Source organism: Thiomonas sp., assembly GCF_054608695.1.
The window spans coordinates 1-17,131 of record NZ_JBTRXV010000021.1 but is presented as its reverse complement, the minus strand read 5'-3'; the positions used below and the strand labels follow the sequence as shown (position 1 = coordinate 17,131).

The following is a 17,131-nucleotide window of genomic DNA, read 5'->3' as shown; positions in this document are numbered from 1 at the left end:
CGGCCATCGCCGAATCCAGCGTCTCCATATCGTCAACTGTCCAGATGGATCAGGACACGCAAGAACAGCGCCCACATCAGGAGACGCAAAACGCACTTCCCGTGATCGGCCACCTGCCCTTGCCCCAGCAGCAGCGCGTGCTGGTCCTGCTGCTCATCGTCGCTGTGATCCTCGTCGGCCTGGGCCTGGCGGTCACTTTGCGTGTTGCATCCAGTTCGGCCAAGTTGTTGGATACCACCGGCGACGCCATGATGCAGTCGCAGCTTGTCGCCAAGTCCATCAGTGCATCCTTGCTGGGCTCGGAGAGCTCATTCGGTGAACTCAAGACGGGTGCCAATGCTTTGAGCACCGACTTCCAAGCGCTTGGCGGTGGCAATCCAGCTGCCAGTTCAGATCTGGCCGCGATTCAACCCTTGGTCGACGGCATGGTGAAGAACGCGCTGTCCGTGGTCAAGCTTGAACCGGTGCTGACACAAACGAACAAGTCCTTGCGCGCCGTGAACCGGCAGTCCGACAGCCTGCTTGAAACGACCGAAACCATCTCATCGCTGATGCTGCAGGAAAACGCGCCGGCGGCCAATATCGCCGCGGCCAGCCAGCTCAATATGCTGACCCAGCGCATCGGCAAATCAGCCAATGAATTTCTGTCCTTCGAAGGCGTCAGCCCCGAGGCTGTTTTCGCCCTCGGCAAGGATCTGAACACCTTCAACGACTTGTCCAAAGGTCTGCTCGATGGCGACCCCAATTTGCAGCTGACCGCCGCCAAAAGCCCGCAACTGCGCGCCCAGTTGCAAAACCTGGTGAAGCGTTTCGGCGAGACCCGCCAGCTCACCACCGGCATTCTGTCCAATCTGCAGGGCTTGAGCAGCGCGCGCATTGCTCAAGCCTCGGTGGTGAAAGACTCGGTGCCGCTGCTGGCCAAGCTGCAAACCTTGCAGAGTGACTACGCGTCACATGCCGGCGTGAGCACACAGGCCCTGTTATTCCTGATTGCGATGGGGGTGCTGGCGCTGCTGGCGCTGGCTGGTTTGGCCAGGCTGTATGTGCAGGAAACGCGTCAACGCGCGAACCAGTCCGAGATGCAGCGCCAGTTGGCCGAACGCCAGGAGCTCGATGCCCGCCGCACCAACGAGGCCAACCAGTCGGCCATTTTGCGATTGATGAACGAACTGCAGAACGTGGCTGAAGGCGACCTGACTCAACAGGCAACCGTGACCGAGGACATCACCGGCGCCATTGCCGACTCGGTGAACTACACCGTGGAGGAGTTGCGCAATCTGGTGTCGCAAGTGCAATCCACCGCCGACCAGGTGAGCTACGCCTCATCACGGGCGCAAACCACGTCGGGCAACCTGCTCAAGACCTCCGAGCAGCAACTGGTGGAAATTCGTGAAACCGGCCAGTCGGTGCTGGATATGGCCGAGCGCATCAATGCCGTCTCGGCGCAGGCGCAACGGTCATCCGACGTGGCGCGCCAGTCGCTCACCGCCGCCGAACAGGGCCTGCAGGCGGTGCGCAATTCCATCGACGGCATGAACGCCATCCGCACCCAGATCCAGGACACCTCCAAGCGCATCAAACGCCTGGGCGAATCGTCGCAGGAAATCGGCGAAATCACCGAGCTGATTTCCGACCTGACCGAACAGACCAACGTGCTGGCGCTGAACGCCGCCATTCAGGCTGCTTCAGCGGGTGACGCCGGCCGCGGCTTCTCGGTCGTGGCCGAGGAAGTGCAGCGTCTGGCCGAGCGCTCGGCCGAAGCCGCCAAACAGATCTCGGCGCTGGTGCGCGCGATTCAGACCGATACGCAAGACGCCGTGGCCGCCATGGAAAAGAGCACGCAAGGCGTGGTGGAAGGCGCCAAGCTCTCGGACAACGCCGGCACGGCGCTGACCGAGATCGACCGCGTGTCGCGACAGCTTGCCGAGCTGATTCAGCGCATTTCCGAGCAGACCCTGACCGAAGCGCAGTCGGCCAACAAGGTGGCCGGCAACATCCAGCACATCTTCGCCGTGACCGAGCAGACCAGCCAGGGCACGCGCTCCACCGCCGACCTGGTCGGCGAACTGGCACGCGTGGCCGAGGCGCTGCGCGAATCCGTGTCACGCTTCAAGATCGCCTGATCCGCCGCATCCTGCCTGCCAACTCCAGCCCGTCCAACGATCTCCTTCCTGCGCGCCCCAAGGCATGAACCTCGCTGTCTCGACACCGCTTCCCTCCCCGCAGCCGGACCCCGGGCCCCTGGCCTGGGTCATCGAGCAAGTGCGCGAGAACCTGCTCGCCGCGCAAGCTGCGGTGCGCAAGCAACTGCAACTGCGCAGCTTGGCCCAGGGCGACGACGCCCAGCCCGCAGCGGGTCATCTGCTGCAGGCGCGCCATCAGGTGCACCAGGCCGCGGGGGCCATCGACCTGCTCGGCTATTTTTCGGCGGCGCGCCTGGCCCAGGCGGCGGAGCGGGTGCTCACACGTTTCATCGAACAACCGGCCGATTTCGACACCTCGGTCCAGGCCACGCTCGAATCCGGCCTGTACGCCCTCCTCGATTACCTTGAAACCCAGCGCAGCGGCAAGCGGGAACCGGCGCTCAAGTTGTTCAAGCAGTACCACGCCCTGATGGAACTGGCGGGTGGCGAGACCGCCCATCCGGCCGATCTTTGGGACATCGACTGGACCTGGCCCGATCTGCCTGATGTCACGGCGGCAAGCCCGATGCTGCAGCCCGACGACCGCACCAACTACGAGCGTGCCCTGCTCGACCTGCTGCGCCAGCGTGATCTGCCTCAGACGGCGCGCGCGCTGCAATCCGTGGCGCAGCGCGCCGCGGCAAGCGCAAGCGGGCATGAGCAGGCCCTGTGGTGGTTGGCCGAGGGCTTTTTTGAAGCTCTGGCCCTGGGCCTACTGCCTGTGGACCTGTACGCCAAGCGCTTGTGCAACCGGCTCAATCTGCAGCTCAAGGGCCTCATGGCCGGGCAGCAGCAGCCATCCAGGCGCCTCGCCCATGAACTGCTCTTTTTCTGCAGCCAGGCCCTGGCAAAGGCGCGTGCACAAGGCCTGCGAGTTGAAACATTGGGCGCCATCCAGGCCCGCATGCATCTCTCCGTTGCAGGGGTCGTGGACTACCAGCGCACCTACTTCGGCCTGGTCGATCCATCACTCATCCAGCAAGTGCGCAAGCGTATCGGGCTGGTCAAGGAGGGTTGGTCGCAGCTCAGCAACGAAGATTTCACCCGCGTCGGCAAGTTGGTGGAAGGCACCCAGTTGCTGGGACAGGCGCTGCGCGAGATCGCCCCTGGCGCCGAGTCCCTGACCGCCGCCATCGAGCACATGGTGCGCACCGTCTCCGAGCGCCGCGACCTGCTGACTCCCGAGCGAGTGCTCGAGGTGGCGACCGCCCTGCTGTTCCTGGAAGCCTCGTTCGGCCATTTCCAGGCTGACGATGCTGAATTCCTGCAGCGTGCCAGCGAACTCGCTCGCCGACTCGACCGCAGTGCCGAAGGCGTGGCCGCCGGCACTTTCGCACCATGGATGGAAGAGCTCTACCGCAAGTCGTCCGAGAGCCAGACGATGGGGACGGTGGTGCAGGAGTTGCGCCACGACATGAGCACCGTCGAGCGCCTGCTCGACGCCTATTTCCGCGATCCGGCCACCCAGTCGGAGCTCGCGCCCGTGCCCAAGCTGCTGGCGCAAATGCGGGGTGTGCTGTCCGTGCTCGGCATGGACGTTGCGGCCCACGCACTGGGGCATATTCGCCAGACGGTTGAAGACCTCATGCTCAGTCCCCCAGACGAGCACCAGGCCCGCGAACCCCGAGGCGTGTTCGATCGCCTCGCCGGGAACATCGGCACCCTGGGTTTTCTTGTCGACATGCTGGTGTACCAGCCCGAGCTGGCGAAATCCCTGTTCAGTTTCGATGCGCAGAGCGGCGAATTGCGCGCCATCGTTCCCAGCACTCCGCACACCGCACCGCCCAGTACGCACCAGGACTTGCAGCACCAGGCGACGCAACTCGCCGACGCGCTCGACCACGGGCTCGACCCCGCGCAAGCTGCCGGCCAGTTCGAGCGTCTGCGCATGGAGGCCGCGCTGGCACAAGAAAGCACCCTGTCAGCCAAGCTGGCGCAGGCACGCGAACTGCTCGGCCCGGGGCAAGATGTCTCGGCCGCGGCCGAGCTGCTGCGCGCCCCATGGACGCAAGCAGCAGATGCCGCCACACCCGTTGCAACGGCCGCACCGGTCACACCCGCCACTGCGGCGCCCGACGCGCCGGCCGCACCAAGCTTCGACGCCCCCACAGAGCCTGGTGGCGCAGATGGTGACGACGACCTGCTCGACATCTTTCTCGAGGAGGCTGACGAAGTCATCGCCGCAGGCCAGATTGGCGTGGCCCAGCTCTCCACCAATCCTTCCGACGACAGCACGCTCACAGCCGTGCGCCGCGCCTTCCACACACTCAAGGGCAGCTCGCGCATGGTCGGGCTCACCGATTTCGGCGAAGCCGCCTGGGCGCTGGAACAGGTCTTCAACCAGGTGCTGGCGGAGCAACTGCCCATCACGCCCCCCGCGCTCGAACTCGCGCAGCACACCTTGACCGAGCTGGACGCCTGGACGCGTGCCCTGCGCACGGGCACGGCTGCGCAGCATTCGAGCAGCGCCATCCGCGCCGCGGCACGCCGTCTGCGCGGGCTGCCCGCGGAAGGCGCCGCCGTTGCGGCGCCGCTGGCAGCGGCAACGGCAATGGCCAGCGCCGCAAGTCCGGTTGAAGCACAAGCACGAATGCCCGAGGTCGAGATTCCCGATCCCGACTTTGTCGATACCTGGTCCACAGGCTTACCTCCCGTTGTTGAAGAGGATGACGCTGTCGAAGACCTGGTTGCGGCCCACGTGCCGATGCCCGTCGCTGAGGCGAATGGTTTCACCGACGCATCGGCAAGCTTCGAGCTGACGCCGTGGACCGCGCCTGCACAGCCGGAGCAGCAAGCCGTAGACATTGCGCTGCAGTTGCAACCCCCGGACTTGCCGGCGCTCGATCTGCACCTGCCTGACGCCGCGCTCCTGGATCTCGACTTCACTCCCACAGCTGCCGAGGCCCCGGCGTTGAAGCCAGCGGAGCCCGCCGCCGGCCATGACCATGGGGGCGCCACGCCAGCAAGCGAAGCCTCTGGCACGGTTGAAATGCAGGAACTTGATGCGCTGGCCTTCGACCGTCTGTTCCCCAGCGCGCCTGGCTTCGATGCACAACCTTCGACCGCGCCCGCTGATGGGACGCCCGCGCCGACTGATCTTCTCACGCCGCAAGCAGCGACCTTCGTCCATCGGCCCGACGCTGCCGGCGAGGCCGCAGACACGCCCAGCCCCGCAAACGCGGAACAACCCGACGCGGCACAAACCGCTGCCCATGCTGCGCAGCCCACGTCACCGCCCCATGTCCCCCATGCGCCTGACGCACCGCTGGCGCAGGTCTACACGCTCGACGTCCATCGTCCCACCCTGCCGACGCCGGACGAGAACATCAAGGTCGTCGGCGATCTGCGCATCCCCATCCCGCTCTACAACATCTACTTGAACGAGGCCGACGAACTGGTGCGCCGGCTCGGCGCCGACATCGCCGCCTGGTCATTGCAGCCATCCAGCCTCGTGACTGAAGACGTCACCGCCCTGGCCCACCAACTGCGCGGCAGTTCCCGTACCGTGGGCCTGCAAAGCGTGGGGCAGTTGGCCGAGCAGATGGAAGAGGCGCTGCGCTTGCAGCACGGCCACCCTGCCGCATTTGGATCGGCGGACGTCGAACTGCTGGTTCAAGCCACCGAAGAAATACGCCGCTTGCTGCACCAGTTCGCTGCAGGTTTCCTGCGCCCAGCCCAGCAAGATATGGTCGAGGCACTGCAAGCGCTGGTGCACCGTATGCAGCATCTCGGCGCCCAACCCAAGGCTGACGCGCACGAAGCCAGCACGGCGCAAAGCGGCGATGGCGCTGATGACAGTGACAGCACCGCGCATGCCGATGTGGAAGCGAATGTGGCGGTGACGAAGCACGCTGGGGACGTGGCGCCCATTGCGGCAAGCGAGCTTGCCGAGGCCCTGGAAGAGCTGGGCAGCGCAGTTGCGCCCATGGCGCCCTCTGAAAGCACGATGACGGCCGCCGCCGACCCCACCCAGCGCGACAGCATCGACCCCGAGCTTTTCCCCATCTTCGAGGATGAGGCTTCCGAGTTGCTGCCTGGACTTTCAGCTGCGCTGCGGCAATGGGAAAACAACCCGCGCGACCTTGCCGCGCCGAAGCAGGCCATGCGCCTGCTGCACACCTTCAAGGGCAGTGCGCGCATGGCTGGAGCCATGGCGCTCGGCGACCAGGCGCACAGCCTGGAGTCCGACATCGAAGCTCTGCTGAGTCTGGACACCGAGGCGCTGATCGAGTCCGACCTGATCGAACTCATCGCGCGACAAGACGCGATGAACACCCGCTTCGAGCGCCTGCGTGAAGCCAGCAGCCGCGGCGAAGTCGAACTGGGCGAGATTCACATCGAGCAGGGCTTGCAGGATGAAGCCGTGGAGCAGGCCACTGCGGCTCTGCACGCCACGTCTGCAGCGGCCGCTGCCCAAACCTCGCCGCCGGCGGCGAAGGTGGCCGCAGCATCCACATCCAATGCGCCAGAAGGCAGGGCAGCACCCCAGCCTCTGGCGATGACGCAAGCCGCACCCAGTGCCGGCCGGGTCGCCGCGCAGCCGGTGCGCGTGCGTGCCGCCCTGCTCGACCGCTTGGTGAACCAGGTGGGCGAGGTCAGTATTGCCCGCTCCCGCCTGGACAACGAGTTCGGCCTGATCCGTTCCAGCACCCGCGACCTCGGTGACAACCTCGAACGCCTGCGCACCCAGGTGCGCGACATCGAGTTGCAGGCCGACGCGCAAATGGCGGCGCGCGCGCAATCCGCCCGCGAAGATGGCCGCGACTTCGACCCGCTCGAGTTCGACCGTTTCACCCGCTTCCAGGAACTCACCCGCATGATGGCCGAGTCGGTGAACGACCTGGCGCTGGTGCAGACCACCCTGAGCCGCACGCTGCAATCCACCGACGACAACCTGGCCCGCCAGGCACGGCTCACACGCGAGTTGCAACGCGACCTGCTGCGCACCCGCATGGTCGAGTTCGACAGCATTTCCGAGCGGCTGTACCGCACCGTGCGCCAGGCCGGCAAGGACGCCGGCAAACCCGTGCGCCTGGACATCCTCGGCGGCAATATCGAAATCGACCGTGGCGTGCTCGACCGCATGGCCGGCACCTTCGAGCACATCCTGCGCAATGCCGTGGCCCACGGGCTGGAGAGCGCCGCAAAGCGCGAAGCTGCGGGCAAGCCGGCTGCGGGCACCATCACGCTCAAGCTGCGCCAGGAAGGCAGCGAAGTCGTGGTGTCCATCGCCGACGATGGCGCCGGGCTTGACTATGCCGCGATCGAGCGCAAGGCCCGCGCCACCGGCCTGCTCGGCAGCGACGAGACTGCCGACGAAGCCCACCTGCGCGAACTCATTTTCCGTCCCGGTTTTTCCAGCATGGAGCAAACTTCGGAGATCGCCGGGCGTGGTGTCGGGCTGGACGTGGTGCGCACCGACACGCGCGCCCTCGGTGGCCGTGTCGAGCTTGAATCCAAGCCCAAGCTGGGCAGCACCTTCACCTTGGTGCTACCGCTGACCACGGCCGTCACCCAGGTTGTGCTGCTGCGCGCCGGCACCAAAGTGTTTGCCGCTCCCGCCAGTCTCGTGGACCTGGTGCTGCGTCTGAAACCGGCCGATGTGGCAGCCGCGGCCGCACGCCAGCAACTGCTGCATGCCGGCCAGGATCTGCCCTTCTTCTGGCTCGGCGCCCTCACGGCCGACTCGGGTGCGAGCACCGAAGCCCCCGGCCGCACCATTCCGATCGTGCTCATTCGCAGTGCGGCGCAGCGCCTGGCGCTGCAAGTCGATGAAGTGCTGGGTAACCAGGAAGTGGTGGTCAAGAACCTGGGGCCGCAGCTCTCACGCGTGCCCGGTCTGGCCGGCATTTCCGTGTTGCCCAACGGCAATCTGGTGCTGATCTACAACCCCGTTGCGCTGGCCGCGGTTTATGGCGAACAAGCTGTGGGCCTGATGGCACAGGCCGCGAGCGCGCAAACCGCGGCAGCGCCTGCACCCACGGCGCCGTCGCCATCGTCCTTCACGCCTGTTCTTGCCGGGACCGCCGCTCCTGCCGTGCCGGCGCACGCTGCCGGCAACACCGTGCTGGTGGTGGACGACTCCATCACCGTGCGCCGCGTCACCCAGCGTTTCCTCAGCCGCAACGGCTACACCGTGGTGCTGGCCAAAGACGGGTTGGACGCGCTGGAGCAGTTGCAGGGCGCCTTGCCCGACGTGGTGCTGACCGACATCGAAATGCCGCGCATGGACGGTTTCGACCTCACGCGCAACATTCGCGCCGACGAACGCACCCGCCACCTGCCGGTCATCATGATCACCTCGCGCATTGCCGACAAGCATCGCAACTACGCGCAGGAACTGGGCGTGAACCACTACCTCGGCAAGCCCTATTCGGAAGACGAACTCCTGGGCTTGATTCGGCGCTACATGGCCCAGACCCTGCTGCACTGACGCTGGAGCAGGCCTGGCCGGCGTGCCACAGCGGCGTGCACTGCCGCCTCGAGCGAAGTCAACTCAGCTCCGGCTTTTGTCCTTCACCACGGCATAGCGCTGCAAGGTGCGGGCGCGGGCCTCGGCATGGTCCACCACTGGGGTGGGATAGTTCACGCCCAGCCGCACGCCAGCCTGTTGCAGCGACAGCGGCGCGGCCAACCACGGGGCATGGATGTCCGCGTCCGACAGGCCCGCAAGCTCGGGCACGTAGCGCCGGATGAAGCGCCCTTGGGCGTCAAATTTCTCGCTTTGCGCTACCGGGTTGAAGATGCGGAAATACGGCTGCGCGTCGCAACCCGTGGAGGCCGCCCATTGCCAGCCGCCGTTGTTGGCCGAGAGGTCGTAGTCGTTGAGCTTGAGGGCGAAATAGCGTTCGCCCAGGCGCCAGTCCAGCCCCAGGTCCTTGGTGAAAAAGCTGGCCGCCACCATGCGCAGCCGATTGTGCATGAAGCCCGTGGTGTTCAGTTGGCGCATGGCCGCGTCCACCAGCGGGTAGCCGGTGCGGCCCTCGCACCAGGCGGCATGCAAGGCGGGGGCGTCGTCCCAGACGATGCGGTCGTACTCCGGCTTGAAGGCATGGCCCACCACCTGAGGGCGGTGGTGCAGGATCTGGACGTAGAAATCGCGCCAGATCAGCTCGCTCAGCCAAGTGGCAGCTCCCTGGCTGCCGGCCTGCGCCCGCTGCCAGGCCTCGCGCGCCAGTTCGCGCACGCTGATGGTGCCAAAGCGCAGATGCACCGACAGATAGCTCGTGCCCTTGACGGCGGGATAGTCGCGCGCCTGGGCGTAAGCGTCGATGCGCTGCAGGAAGTCCGCGAACTGGGCTTGCGCCCCGCTGGCCCCTGCAAGCAGGCCCGGAGGCAAGCTGGCGGCCGCGAAGCCCAGTTCGTGCAGGCTTGGCATGGTCTGCGCTGCCGAGACGGGCCAGAGCTGATGCGGCAGGCACGCCACGTCGCGCGCCGCCAGGTCTTGCGGCCCCACGCGCTTGAGCCAGGCATTTTTGTAGGGCGTGAATACGCTGTAGGGCTTGCCCTGGCCGGTCAGTAGCGCGTCGGGCTGCAGCAGAACCTGGTCGTGAACGCCGTGAAACTCCACGTCCTGGCCGGCGAGCAGGCCGGCAACCTCGGTGTCGCGCTGTACGGCACTGGGTTCATCATCGCGGTTGGCGTACAGCGCCCTCGCGCCAATGCGGGCGGCCAGGCGCGGGATGCAGTCCACCGCCCGGCCGTGCTCCACCAGCAAGGCCGAACCCATCTGGCGCAAGGCGAGGTCCAGTTCGTGCAGGCTTTGGTGGATGAAGGTCAGGCGCCGATCCGCCTTCGCGCCCTGCTGCAGCAAGGGCTGGAGGATGTCGGTATCGAACACGAAGCCGAACGCCACTTGCGCGCCCTGCGCCAGCGCGCGATGCAAGGCGGTGTGATCGCTCAGCCGCAGGTCGCGCCGCAGCCAGACCAGATTGGGCCCACGCACCTGGGAAGCGGTCTGGGGAGGCGGCATGGACATGATGGTTGTAGCCTGCTTGGCAATCGTGCGCCGCGATAATATGGCGGCATGAATCCCCGTGCCGACGCCTCCAATCTGAGTCACCAGTTTCTCATCGCCATGCCCGGCATGGCTGACTCCCCTTTCTCCGGCAGCGTCATCTATGTCTGCGAGCATTCATCGCGCGGCGCGCTCGGCCTGGTGGTGAATCGCCCGACCGACATCGCCCTGAAAGACTTGTTCGACCGCGTCGACCTGCCGCTCGACCAACCCCAGCTCGCGTCGCAGACGGTGTATTACGGCGGCCCGGTGCAAACCGAACGCGGTTTCGTGCTGCACGACCCCACCGACAAGAGCTACGCCTCCACCCTGCCCATCCCCGGCGGCCTGCAGATGACCACCTCGAAGGACGTGCTGGAGCACATCTCCGCGGGCGATGGCCCGGCGCGCTTCTTCGTCGCCCTGGGCTACTCGGGCTGGAGCGCCGGGCAGTTGGAAGACGAAATCGCCCACAACGGCTGGCTCACCGTGGAGGCGGATGCCGCCATCGTGTTCGACATTCCGGTGGAGCACCGCTTCGAGGCAGCCATGTCGCTGATGGGCATTTCCACCTTGAGCCTGTCGCAAACGGCCGGACATGCCTGAGACCCTGGCAGCCGCCGGCAGCGGCAGCCCGCCTGCCGCTGCCGGCGTGGTCATGGGTTTCGATTTCGGCGAAAAGCTCATCGGCGTGGCCATCGGCAACACCCTCACCGCCAGCGCCCGGGCGCTGCAAAGCGTGCGGGCCGAACGGCGCGAGGCCAAATTCGACGCCATCGGCCAGCTCATCGCGCAATGGGAGCCGGTGCAGCTCGTCGTCGGCCTGCCCCTGTCGCGCGAAGGCGGAGAACAATTGCGCACCACCCAGGCACGCCGCTTCGCCAACCAGTTGCACGGCCGCTTCAAACTGCCGGTGGCGATGGTCGACGAGCGCTACACCTCGCGTGCCGCCGAAGACGCCGGCGCGCAGGATGTGGATGCGGAATCCGCCCGCCTGATTCTGGAACAATTTCTCCAAGCCACGCCATGACGATGCCCAACCCGCCCGACGCCGAAGCCCTCTACGCGCACCTGCTGACGTTGGTGCGCGTCTGGGCGGTGCGGCAAAGCGCGGAGCCCGCCATCGTCGGCATCTACTCCGGCGGCGCCTGGCTGGCCGAGCGCCTGCATGCCGATCTGGCGCTGTCCACTCCTTTCGGCGTGGTCTCGTCCACCTTCCATCGCGACGATTTCGCCACCCGCGGCCTGCACCCCAGCGCCAACCGCACCACCCTGCCCTTCGACGTGAACGACCGCGCCATCCTGCTGGTGGACGACGTGCTCTACACCGGCCGCACCACCCGCGCGGCGATCAACGAGCTGTACGACTTCGGCCGTCCGGCACGCGTGGACCTGGCCGTGCTGGTGAACCGCGGCGGGCGCGAGCTGCCCATCTGCGCCCAGCTTTGCGCCGCCCACATCGAGCTGCCCGCAGCCCACATGCTGGCGCTGGAGCGCGACGAAACCCGGGCCGAGGCCATGCGCCTGGCCTTTCGCCTGGAGTCCAAGGCTTGAACACGATGCACCCCCAACTCAACAGCCACGGCGAGTTGCGCCACCTGCTCAGCACCGAAGGCCTGCCGCGCGAGGTGCTGCTGCGCATACTCGACACCGCCCAGGGCTTCGTCAGCTTCGGCGACCGCGAGGTGAAAAAAGTCCCGCTGCTGCGGGGCAAGAGCGTGTTCAACCTGTTTTTCGAGAATTCCACCCGCACCCGCACCACGTTCGAGATCGCGGCGCAGCGGCTCTCGGCCGACGTGTTCAACCTCGACATCCAGCGCTCCAGCGCCTCCAAGGGCGAGTCCCTGCTCGACACCATCGCCAACCTGGTGGCGATGGACGCCGACATCTTCGTCGTGCGCCACGCCCAGAGCGGCGCGCCCTACCTCATCGCCCAGCACACCCCGCCGCATGTGCATGTGGTCAACGCCGGCGACGGCCGCCACGCCCATCCCACGCAGGGGTTGCTGGACATGACCACCATCCGTCACTACAAGCCCGACTTCACGGCGCTCACCGTGGCCATCGTCGGTGACATCGTGCATTCGCGCGTGGCGCGCTCGGCCATCCACGCCCTCACCACCCTGGGCGTGCCGGAGGTTCGCGCCGTGGGACCGAAAACCCTGGTGCCCGGCGACCTGCGCCCGATGGGCGTACGCGTGTGCCACGACATCCGCGAGGGACTGCGGGACGCCGACGTGGTGATGATGCTGCGCCTGCAGAACGAACGCATGTCCGGCGGACTGCTGCCCTCGGCCAGCGAGTTCCACATGATGTACGGCCTCACGCCCGAGCGCCTGGCGCTGGCCAAGCCCGATGCCATCGTCATGCACCCGGGCCCGATCAACCGCGGCGTAGAAATCGACTCGTCGGTGGCCGACGGCGGCCAGAGCGTCATCCTGCCGCAGGTGCGCTTCGGCATCGCCGTGCGCATGGCGGTGCTGTCCATCATCGCCAACGCCAGCGCCTGAGGCCGCCATGACCCATCCCCATCACATCCTCGTCCGCGGCGGCACCCTCATCGACCCGGCCAGCGGCCTGCAAGCTGCAGGCGATGTCGCCATCGCCGGCGAAACCATCGTCACGGTCGGCCGCGCGCCCGAGGGCTTCGTGCCCGACCAGACCATCGACGCCCGCGGCTGCCTGATCATGCCGGGCCTGGTCGACCTCTGCGCCCGTCTTGGCGAGCCCGGCGGCGAAGCCGCGGGCCTGCTCGACTCCGAACTCGCGGCAGCGGCTGCCGGCGGCGTCACCCGCGTGGTCTGCCCGCCCGACACCGACCCCGTGCTCGACGAACCCAGCCTGGTGGAAATGCTGCGCTGGCGGGCGCGGCGCATCAAGCGCTCACGGGTGTATCCACTCGGCGCGCTCACCGTGGGGCTCAAAGGCGAACGCCTGGCAGAAATGGCCTCGCTGGTGAAGGCCAGTTGCATCGGGCTGTCCCAGGCCGACATGCCGGTGGCCGATACGCAACTGCTTTACCGCGCCCTGCAATACGCCAGCACCTTCGGCTACAAGGTCTGGCTGCGCCCGCTGGATGCCCACCTCGGCCGCGGCGTGGCCGCAAGCGGCGCCTACGCCCAGCGCCTGGGCCTCGCGGGCGTGCCGGTGATGGCCGAGACCATCGCCCTGCACACCCTGTTCGAGCTGGTGCGCGCGACCGGTTGCGCCGTGCATGTCAGCAAACTGTCGAGCGCCGCCGGCGTGGAACTCCTGCGCCAGGCCAAGGCCGAGGGACTCCCGGTGACGGCCGACGTGTCGATGCACAACCTCCTGCTCACCGACCTGGACATCGGCTATTTCGACGCCCGCATGCGGCTCGACCCCCCGCTGCGCCAGGAAGCCGACCGCGCCGCGCTGCTGCGAGGCCTGGCCGACGGCACCATCGACGCGCTGTGCTCCGACCACACCCCGGTGGGCAGCGACGACAAGATCCTGCCCTTCGCCGAGGCCACGCCCGGCGCCACCGGGCTCGAACTGCTGCTGCCCGCCGTGCTGGCTTATGCGCGGCAAAGCCGGCTCGGTCTGCCCCAGGCGCTGGCGGTTGCCACCAGCCGCGCCGCCGCGGCCGCCAGGCTGGCGCCCTTGCAACTGCAGCCCGGTGCGGCGGCGGAACTCATCGTCGTCGACCCCGAAGCCCGCTGGCATGCCACTCCGGAGCAATTGCGCAGCGGCATCAAACACACCCCACTGGCCACGCTGGAACTCAGCGGCCGGGTACGCGCCACCATCATCGACGGACGCATCATCTTCGATGCTCCAGCCGGTAACGCGTTGCGCAATGAGCGCAACAACCCGCCGCACGGCGCGCAGAACACACCCTCTGGCGCTGCAACCCACCCCGATCCCGCCGCATGATGGGCGCGCTGCGCCTGGTGTGGATGCTGTTGCGCATCGCCGTGCTGATGACCCGCGGGGTCATCAGCCTGCGGCGCTTTTCCATGCGCACGCCGCAACAGCAGCAAGACGCCATCCGCGACTGGTCGCAGCGCATGCTGCGTGCGTGCCGCGTCGAGATTGAAACGCGAGGCCAGCTGCAGCCGCCGCCCTGCCTGCTCGCCATCAACCATGTCTCGTGGCTGGACATCATCGCCCTGAACGCCATCCAGCCCACCCGCTTCGTCGCCAAGTCCGACATCGACCGCTGGCCCCTGCTCGGTACGCTGGCGCGCGGTGCGGACACGCTGTTCATCGAGCGCGAACGCCCGCGCGACGCCATGCGCGTCATGCACCACATGGCCGAGGCGCTGCGCCAGGGCCAGCGCCTCAGCGTCTTCCCCGAAGGCACCACGTCCGACGGCCGCGAAATCCTGCCGCTGCACGCCAACCTGTTCCAGGCCGCCGTCAGCAGTTGCACCCCGGTGCAACCCGTGCTGCTGCGCTACCTCGACGCGCGCAGCGGGCGCTATGCCCGCGCTCCGGCCTATGTGGGCGACGAAACCATGCTCGGCACCCTCTGGCGCATGGCTTGCGCCGGGCCGCTGCGCGTCCAGATCCAGTTCCTGAGCGCACTTGAAAACACCGACCGCCGCGCCCTGTCCGGGGCCGTGAAGTCAGCATTGAGCCAGGCTCTGGCGAGCGCGCACAACGCCGCGCTTGGCAAGCACGGCCCTCTACAATCGCCGCCTGCCTCGCCGTAGTTCAATGGATAGATTACATAGGTAATTTTGGTAGTTTGTCGCAATTTTGTCGCAATCCATCTGATGCCAACCTCCATTCATGAGCAATATGGGAGCTGCGTTGATGAGGCGGCTGTTGCATCAGAAAGTACGTCAATGGCGTATGATTAGATATGGAGTTCATCGAAACCCCGACCTTCACGCGCCAGATCACAGCGCGGCTCACGGATGTGCTTATCGTGGGTTGCAGAACCTGATCCTGGAGAACCCCGAACGGGGCGATTTGATCGTGGGCGGTGGTGGACTACGCAAGCTGCGCTACGCCCTGCCGGGCCGCGGCAAAAGCGGCGGGATGCGAACCATCTATTACTGGCGGCACGATGCGCACCAGGTGCTCATGCTGGTGGCCTATCCCAAGTCCGAGAAGGATGACCTGAGTGATGTCGAGCTGGCCATCCTGTGCAAGTTCATCGAGGAGATCTAATCATGGACAAGACCCTGTTCGACGACCTGGTGCAAAGCCTCAAAGAGGCCAAAGCCATCACCAACGGCCAGGCGCAACCAAGTCGGCGCATCGTGCTGGAAGCGGAGGATGTGCGCCAGGTGCGCGAGCACACCGGACTGTCACAGCAAGACTTCGCCCGTCTCATGCGCGTGAGCGTCAAGACCCTGCAGAACTGGGAGCAGCATCGGCGTACCCCGACCGGTCCTGCGGCTGCTTTGCTCAAGATCGTGGCGACCGCCCCAGAAGTGGCGATCCGCAGCCTGCACGGACCAGCCAAAGTGATCTGAGTGTGCGGGCTGACACGCATTTGAGCGATGTGCCGATTTCGCTGTGACCAGGTGCTGTCCAGCACCGACTTCGTGGTGACGGACGTGCCGGGCGAACTCTCCTGATCACGCGTTCGTCGGCCTGCTGGTCAATTCGGCATCGGCGCGAACAGACGGTGCGAAGCGCGGCTGAATCGCGACGAGCATCTCGTCGCTCGTGGCGACCAGCCAGCGGCGTGCGCTATCGACCTGGTACTGATTGTGATCGCGGAACGGGCCCATGACCGGCGCTTCCTTCCACAGCAGCGGTGCGCTGCGGCTGGTCCGGGCCGAAGGTGTTCCCACCAGCAGGCTGTGCGGCCCGAGCGGCATGGAGACCAACGGCAACGCCGGCTTGGCGCGCATCCGCCAGTCGATGAATGGGGCGTCGCTGATCAGTAAGGGCTGCGGAAGACCGTGGAAAATGGTGAAGTCGTAGCGCAAGAGTTGCTCACGCACACCGACCCAGATGCGCCGCACGTCTTCGATGACCGCGGCACGAATTTCGTCGTCGAACATGGGCTCCAGCGCGTAACGCGTGCGGGCTTCTTCGGCGTCGCGCTGATAAGCGCTGATGACGGCCAACTCGACACAGTCCTGAACCGCGCGCTGCACTTCCGCCGGTGAACCCGCCTCGGCCGGGCGTCCCTGCTGGGCGGCGCGCAATAAGCGAACCAACCCACCTTCATGAATGACGGGCGCCACACTTGCCGCCGCTGCCGCGTCCTTGAGCAGCGAAACGTAGAGATGTGTCTCGCTGGCGAAATGCGCTTTCTTTCCCTCGTCGAACCGAACCTCGCCCTGCGTGCAGTCAAGGTAACGGGTTCCAACCCGCCCGTGTTCCCAAACCCAGTTGCGCAGAAACGGGCGCAGTGCATGCAACGCTTCGGTTTCAGCCACCTGACGATCCCGTACGCGACGCAGGCGTTTGGCGGTAGAACATGGGGTCTCCTGGAGTTGGCTATGGCAAGGTTCAAACACGGACGGACGTCAGTGCCTAGAGCTGGCCGTAGCCCATGATGGTTGAACCAATCTCAATCGTCAAGCACGGCGATCGCGCTGATCACCCACTTCTGCTGGTGGCAGAAAGTCTGCTGTTCAACAGAGCGTTACCGAGTCGGCGCTTCGGCGGAAGACCGGAAAGTCATGCGACATCCATCGAACCGCCACTGCTCATCACGTCGATCCCGCCGCACGCAACCTATTGATCTTTCCGTAAATCATGACAACCGTTGAGCCGTTCATGCGTTGTACCGATACTTGGCAAGAATTGGGTGCGAAGCATGGCGAGAAAACGATTGGACGAATCGGTGCGGCGGCGCTTGCGAGCCGGCCGGATGCTGTTGGCGGGCAAGACGCCTGCGCAAGCGGCACACGCCGTGGGTGTGGCGCGGCAGACCGCGTACACGTGGAAGGCGGTGCTCGATGAAGTCGGCATCGATGCATTGCGAGCGATGCCCACGCGAGGCCGTCCAGCGCGACTG

14 protein-coding genes are annotated in these 17,131 nt (G+C 66.2%); 12 read left to right on the top strand and 2 right to left on the bottom strand.

Annotated features, from left to right (window positions below; translation table 11 throughout):
• The first annotated feature begins 44 nt into the window (after positions 1-44).
• A complete protein-coding gene (locus tag ACYCUK_RS09510; RefSeq protein ID WP_461594571.1) occupies positions 45-2,123 on the top strand; it encodes a methyl-accepting chemotaxis protein in 2,079 nt (692 codons plus the stop codon).
• A 64-nt stretch (positions 2,124-2,187) separates the two neighbouring features.
• The gene (locus ACYCUK_RS09505) at positions 2,188-8,616 is read left to right on the top strand and encodes a hybrid sensor histidine kinase/response regulator (protein ID WP_461594536.1); all 6,429 of its coding nucleotides are present in this window, start codon (positions 2,188-2,190) and stop codon (positions 8,614-8,616) included.
• 63 nt (positions 8,617-8,679) lie between these two features.
• Here the strand turns inward: ACYCUK_RS09505 and ACYCUK_RS09500 are convergent, their stop codons facing one another.
• On the bottom strand, positions 8,680-10,161 hold the full coding sequence (locus ACYCUK_RS09500; protein ID WP_461594535.1) for a cryptochrome/photolyase family protein: 1,482 nt from the start codon (positions 10,159-10,161) through the stop codon (positions 8,680-8,682).
• A 48-nt stretch (positions 10,162-10,209) separates the two neighbouring features.
• Between ACYCUK_RS09500 and ACYCUK_RS09495 the strand changes: the two genes are divergently transcribed.
• From ACYCUK_RS09495 to nadS, 8 genes are all read left to right on the top strand, one after another.
• The gene (locus ACYCUK_RS09495) at positions 10,210-10,785 is read left to right on the top strand and encodes a YqgE/AlgH family protein (RefSeq protein ID WP_461594534.1); all 576 of its coding nucleotides are present in this window, start codon (positions 10,210-10,212) and stop codon (positions 10,783-10,785) included.
• The gene (ruvX, locus tag ACYCUK_RS09490; protein WP_461594533.1) at positions 10,778-11,209 is read left to right on the top strand and encodes a Holliday junction resolvase RuvX; all 432 of its coding nucleotides are present in this window, start codon (positions 10,778-10,780) and stop codon (positions 11,207-11,209) included. The genes ACYCUK_RS09495 and ruvX overlap by 8 nt, the downstream gene beginning before the upstream one ends.
• Entirely contained in the window at positions 11,206-11,733 is a 528-nt protein-coding gene (pyrR, locus tag ACYCUK_RS09485; protein WP_461594532.1) for a bifunctional pyr operon transcriptional regulator/uracil phosphoribosyltransferase PyrR, read from the top strand. The genes ruvX and pyrR overlap by 4 nt, the downstream gene beginning before the upstream one ends.
• A gap of 5 nt (positions 11,734-11,738) precedes the next feature.
• Positions 11,739-12,689, top strand: a complete 951-nt coding sequence (locus ACYCUK_RS09480) for an aspartate carbamoyltransferase catalytic subunit (protein ID WP_461594570.1) — start codon at positions 11,739-11,741, stop codon at positions 12,687-12,689.
• 7 nt (positions 12,690-12,696) lie between these two features.
• Positions 12,697-14,076 carry a dihydroorotase gene (locus tag ACYCUK_RS09475; protein WP_461594531.1) on the top strand — a complete coding sequence of 460 codons (1,380 nt, stop codon included), beginning with the start codon at positions 12,697-12,699 and terminating at the stop codon, positions 14,074-14,076.
• Positions 14,073-14,858, top strand: coding sequence for a lysophospholipid acyltransferase family protein (locus ACYCUK_RS09470; RefSeq protein ID WP_461594530.1), 786 nt, complete (start codon positions 14,073-14,075; stop codon positions 14,856-14,858). Before ACYCUK_RS09475 ends, ACYCUK_RS09470 begins: the two co-directional genes overlap by 4 nt.
• Positions 14,859-15,081: 223 nt before the next feature.
• Positions 15,082-15,321: a type II toxin-antitoxin system RelE/ParE family toxin gene (locus tag ACYCUK_RS09465; RefSeq protein ID WP_461594529.1), complete on the top strand. Its 240-nt coding sequence runs from the start codon at positions 15,082-15,084 to the stop codon at positions 15,319-15,321.
• Between the two features lie 2 nt (positions 15,322-15,323).
• On the top strand, positions 15,324-15,629 hold the full coding sequence (nadS, locus tag ACYCUK_RS09460) for a NadS family protein (protein ID WP_461594528.1): 306 nt from the start codon (positions 15,324-15,326) through the stop codon (positions 15,627-15,629).
• Between the two features lie 105 nt (positions 15,630-15,734).
• On the opposite strand, the gene ACYCUK_RS09455 is transcribed toward nadS, so the two are convergent.
• On the bottom strand, positions 15,735-16,547 hold the full coding sequence (locus tag ACYCUK_RS09455; RefSeq protein WP_461594527.1) for a hypothetical protein: 813 nt from the start codon (positions 16,545-16,547) through the stop codon (positions 15,735-15,737).
• 116 nt (positions 16,548-16,663) lie between these two features.
• Between ACYCUK_RS09455 and ACYCUK_RS09450 the strand changes: the two genes are divergently transcribed.
• Both ACYCUK_RS09450 and ACYCUK_RS09445 read left to right on the top strand, forming a co-directional pair.
• On the top strand, positions 16,664-16,855 hold the full coding sequence (locus ACYCUK_RS09450; protein ID WP_461594526.1) for a hypothetical protein: 192 nt from the start codon (positions 16,664-16,666) through the stop codon (positions 16,853-16,855).
• A 75-nt stretch (positions 16,856-16,930) separates the two neighbouring features.
• Positions 16,931-17,131, top strand: a 201-nt coding sequence (locus ACYCUK_RS09445; RefSeq protein ID WP_461594525.1) for a helix-turn-helix domain-containing protein, incomplete at its 3' end; no start/stop codon positions are given.

What these genes read in the sequence shown, in the direction of transcription:
- ACYCUK_RS09510 (WP_461594571.1), top strand. Translation starts at nt 45, where the DNA reads ATGGATCAGGACACGCAAGAACAGCGCCCACATCAGGAGACGCAAAAC.
- ACYCUK_RS09505 (WP_461594536.1), top strand. Translation starts at nt 2,188, where the DNA reads ATGAACCTCGCTGTCTCGACACCGCTTCCCTCCCCGCAGCCGGACCCC.
- ACYCUK_RS09500 (WP_461594535.1), bottom strand. Translation starts at nt 10,161, where the DNA reads ATGTCCATGCCGCCTCCCCAGACCGCTTCCCAGGTGCGTGGGCCCAAT.
- ACYCUK_RS09495 (WP_461594534.1), top strand. Translation starts at nt 10,210, where the DNA reads ATGAATCCCCGTGCCGACGCCTCCAATCTGAGTCACCAGTTTCTCATC.
- ruvX (WP_461594533.1), top strand. Translation starts at nt 10,778, where the DNA reads ATGCCTGAGACCCTGGCAGCCGCCGGCAGCGGCAGCCCGCCTGCCGCT.
- pyrR (WP_461594532.1), top strand. Translation starts at nt 11,206, where the DNA reads ATGACGATGCCCAACCCGCCCGACGCCGAAGCCCTCTACGCGCACCTG.
- ACYCUK_RS09480 (WP_461594570.1), top strand. Translation starts at nt 11,739, where the DNA reads ATGCACCCCCAACTCAACAGCCACGGCGAGTTGCGCCACCTGCTCAGC.
- ACYCUK_RS09475 (WP_461594531.1), top strand. Translation starts at nt 12,697, where the DNA reads ATGACCCATCCCCATCACATCCTCGTCCGCGGCGGCACCCTCATCGAC.
- ACYCUK_RS09470 (WP_461594530.1), top strand. Translation starts at nt 14,073, where the DNA reads ATGATGGGCGCGCTGCGCCTGGTGTGGATGCTGTTGCGCATCGCCGTG.
- nadS (WP_461594528.1), top strand. Translation starts at nt 15,324, where the DNA reads ATGGACAAGACCCTGTTCGACGACCTGGTGCAAAGCCTCAAAGAGGCC.
- ACYCUK_RS09450 (WP_461594526.1), top strand. Translation starts at nt 16,664, where the DNA reads ATGATGGTTGAACCAATCTCAATCGTCAAGCACGGCGATCGCGCTGAT.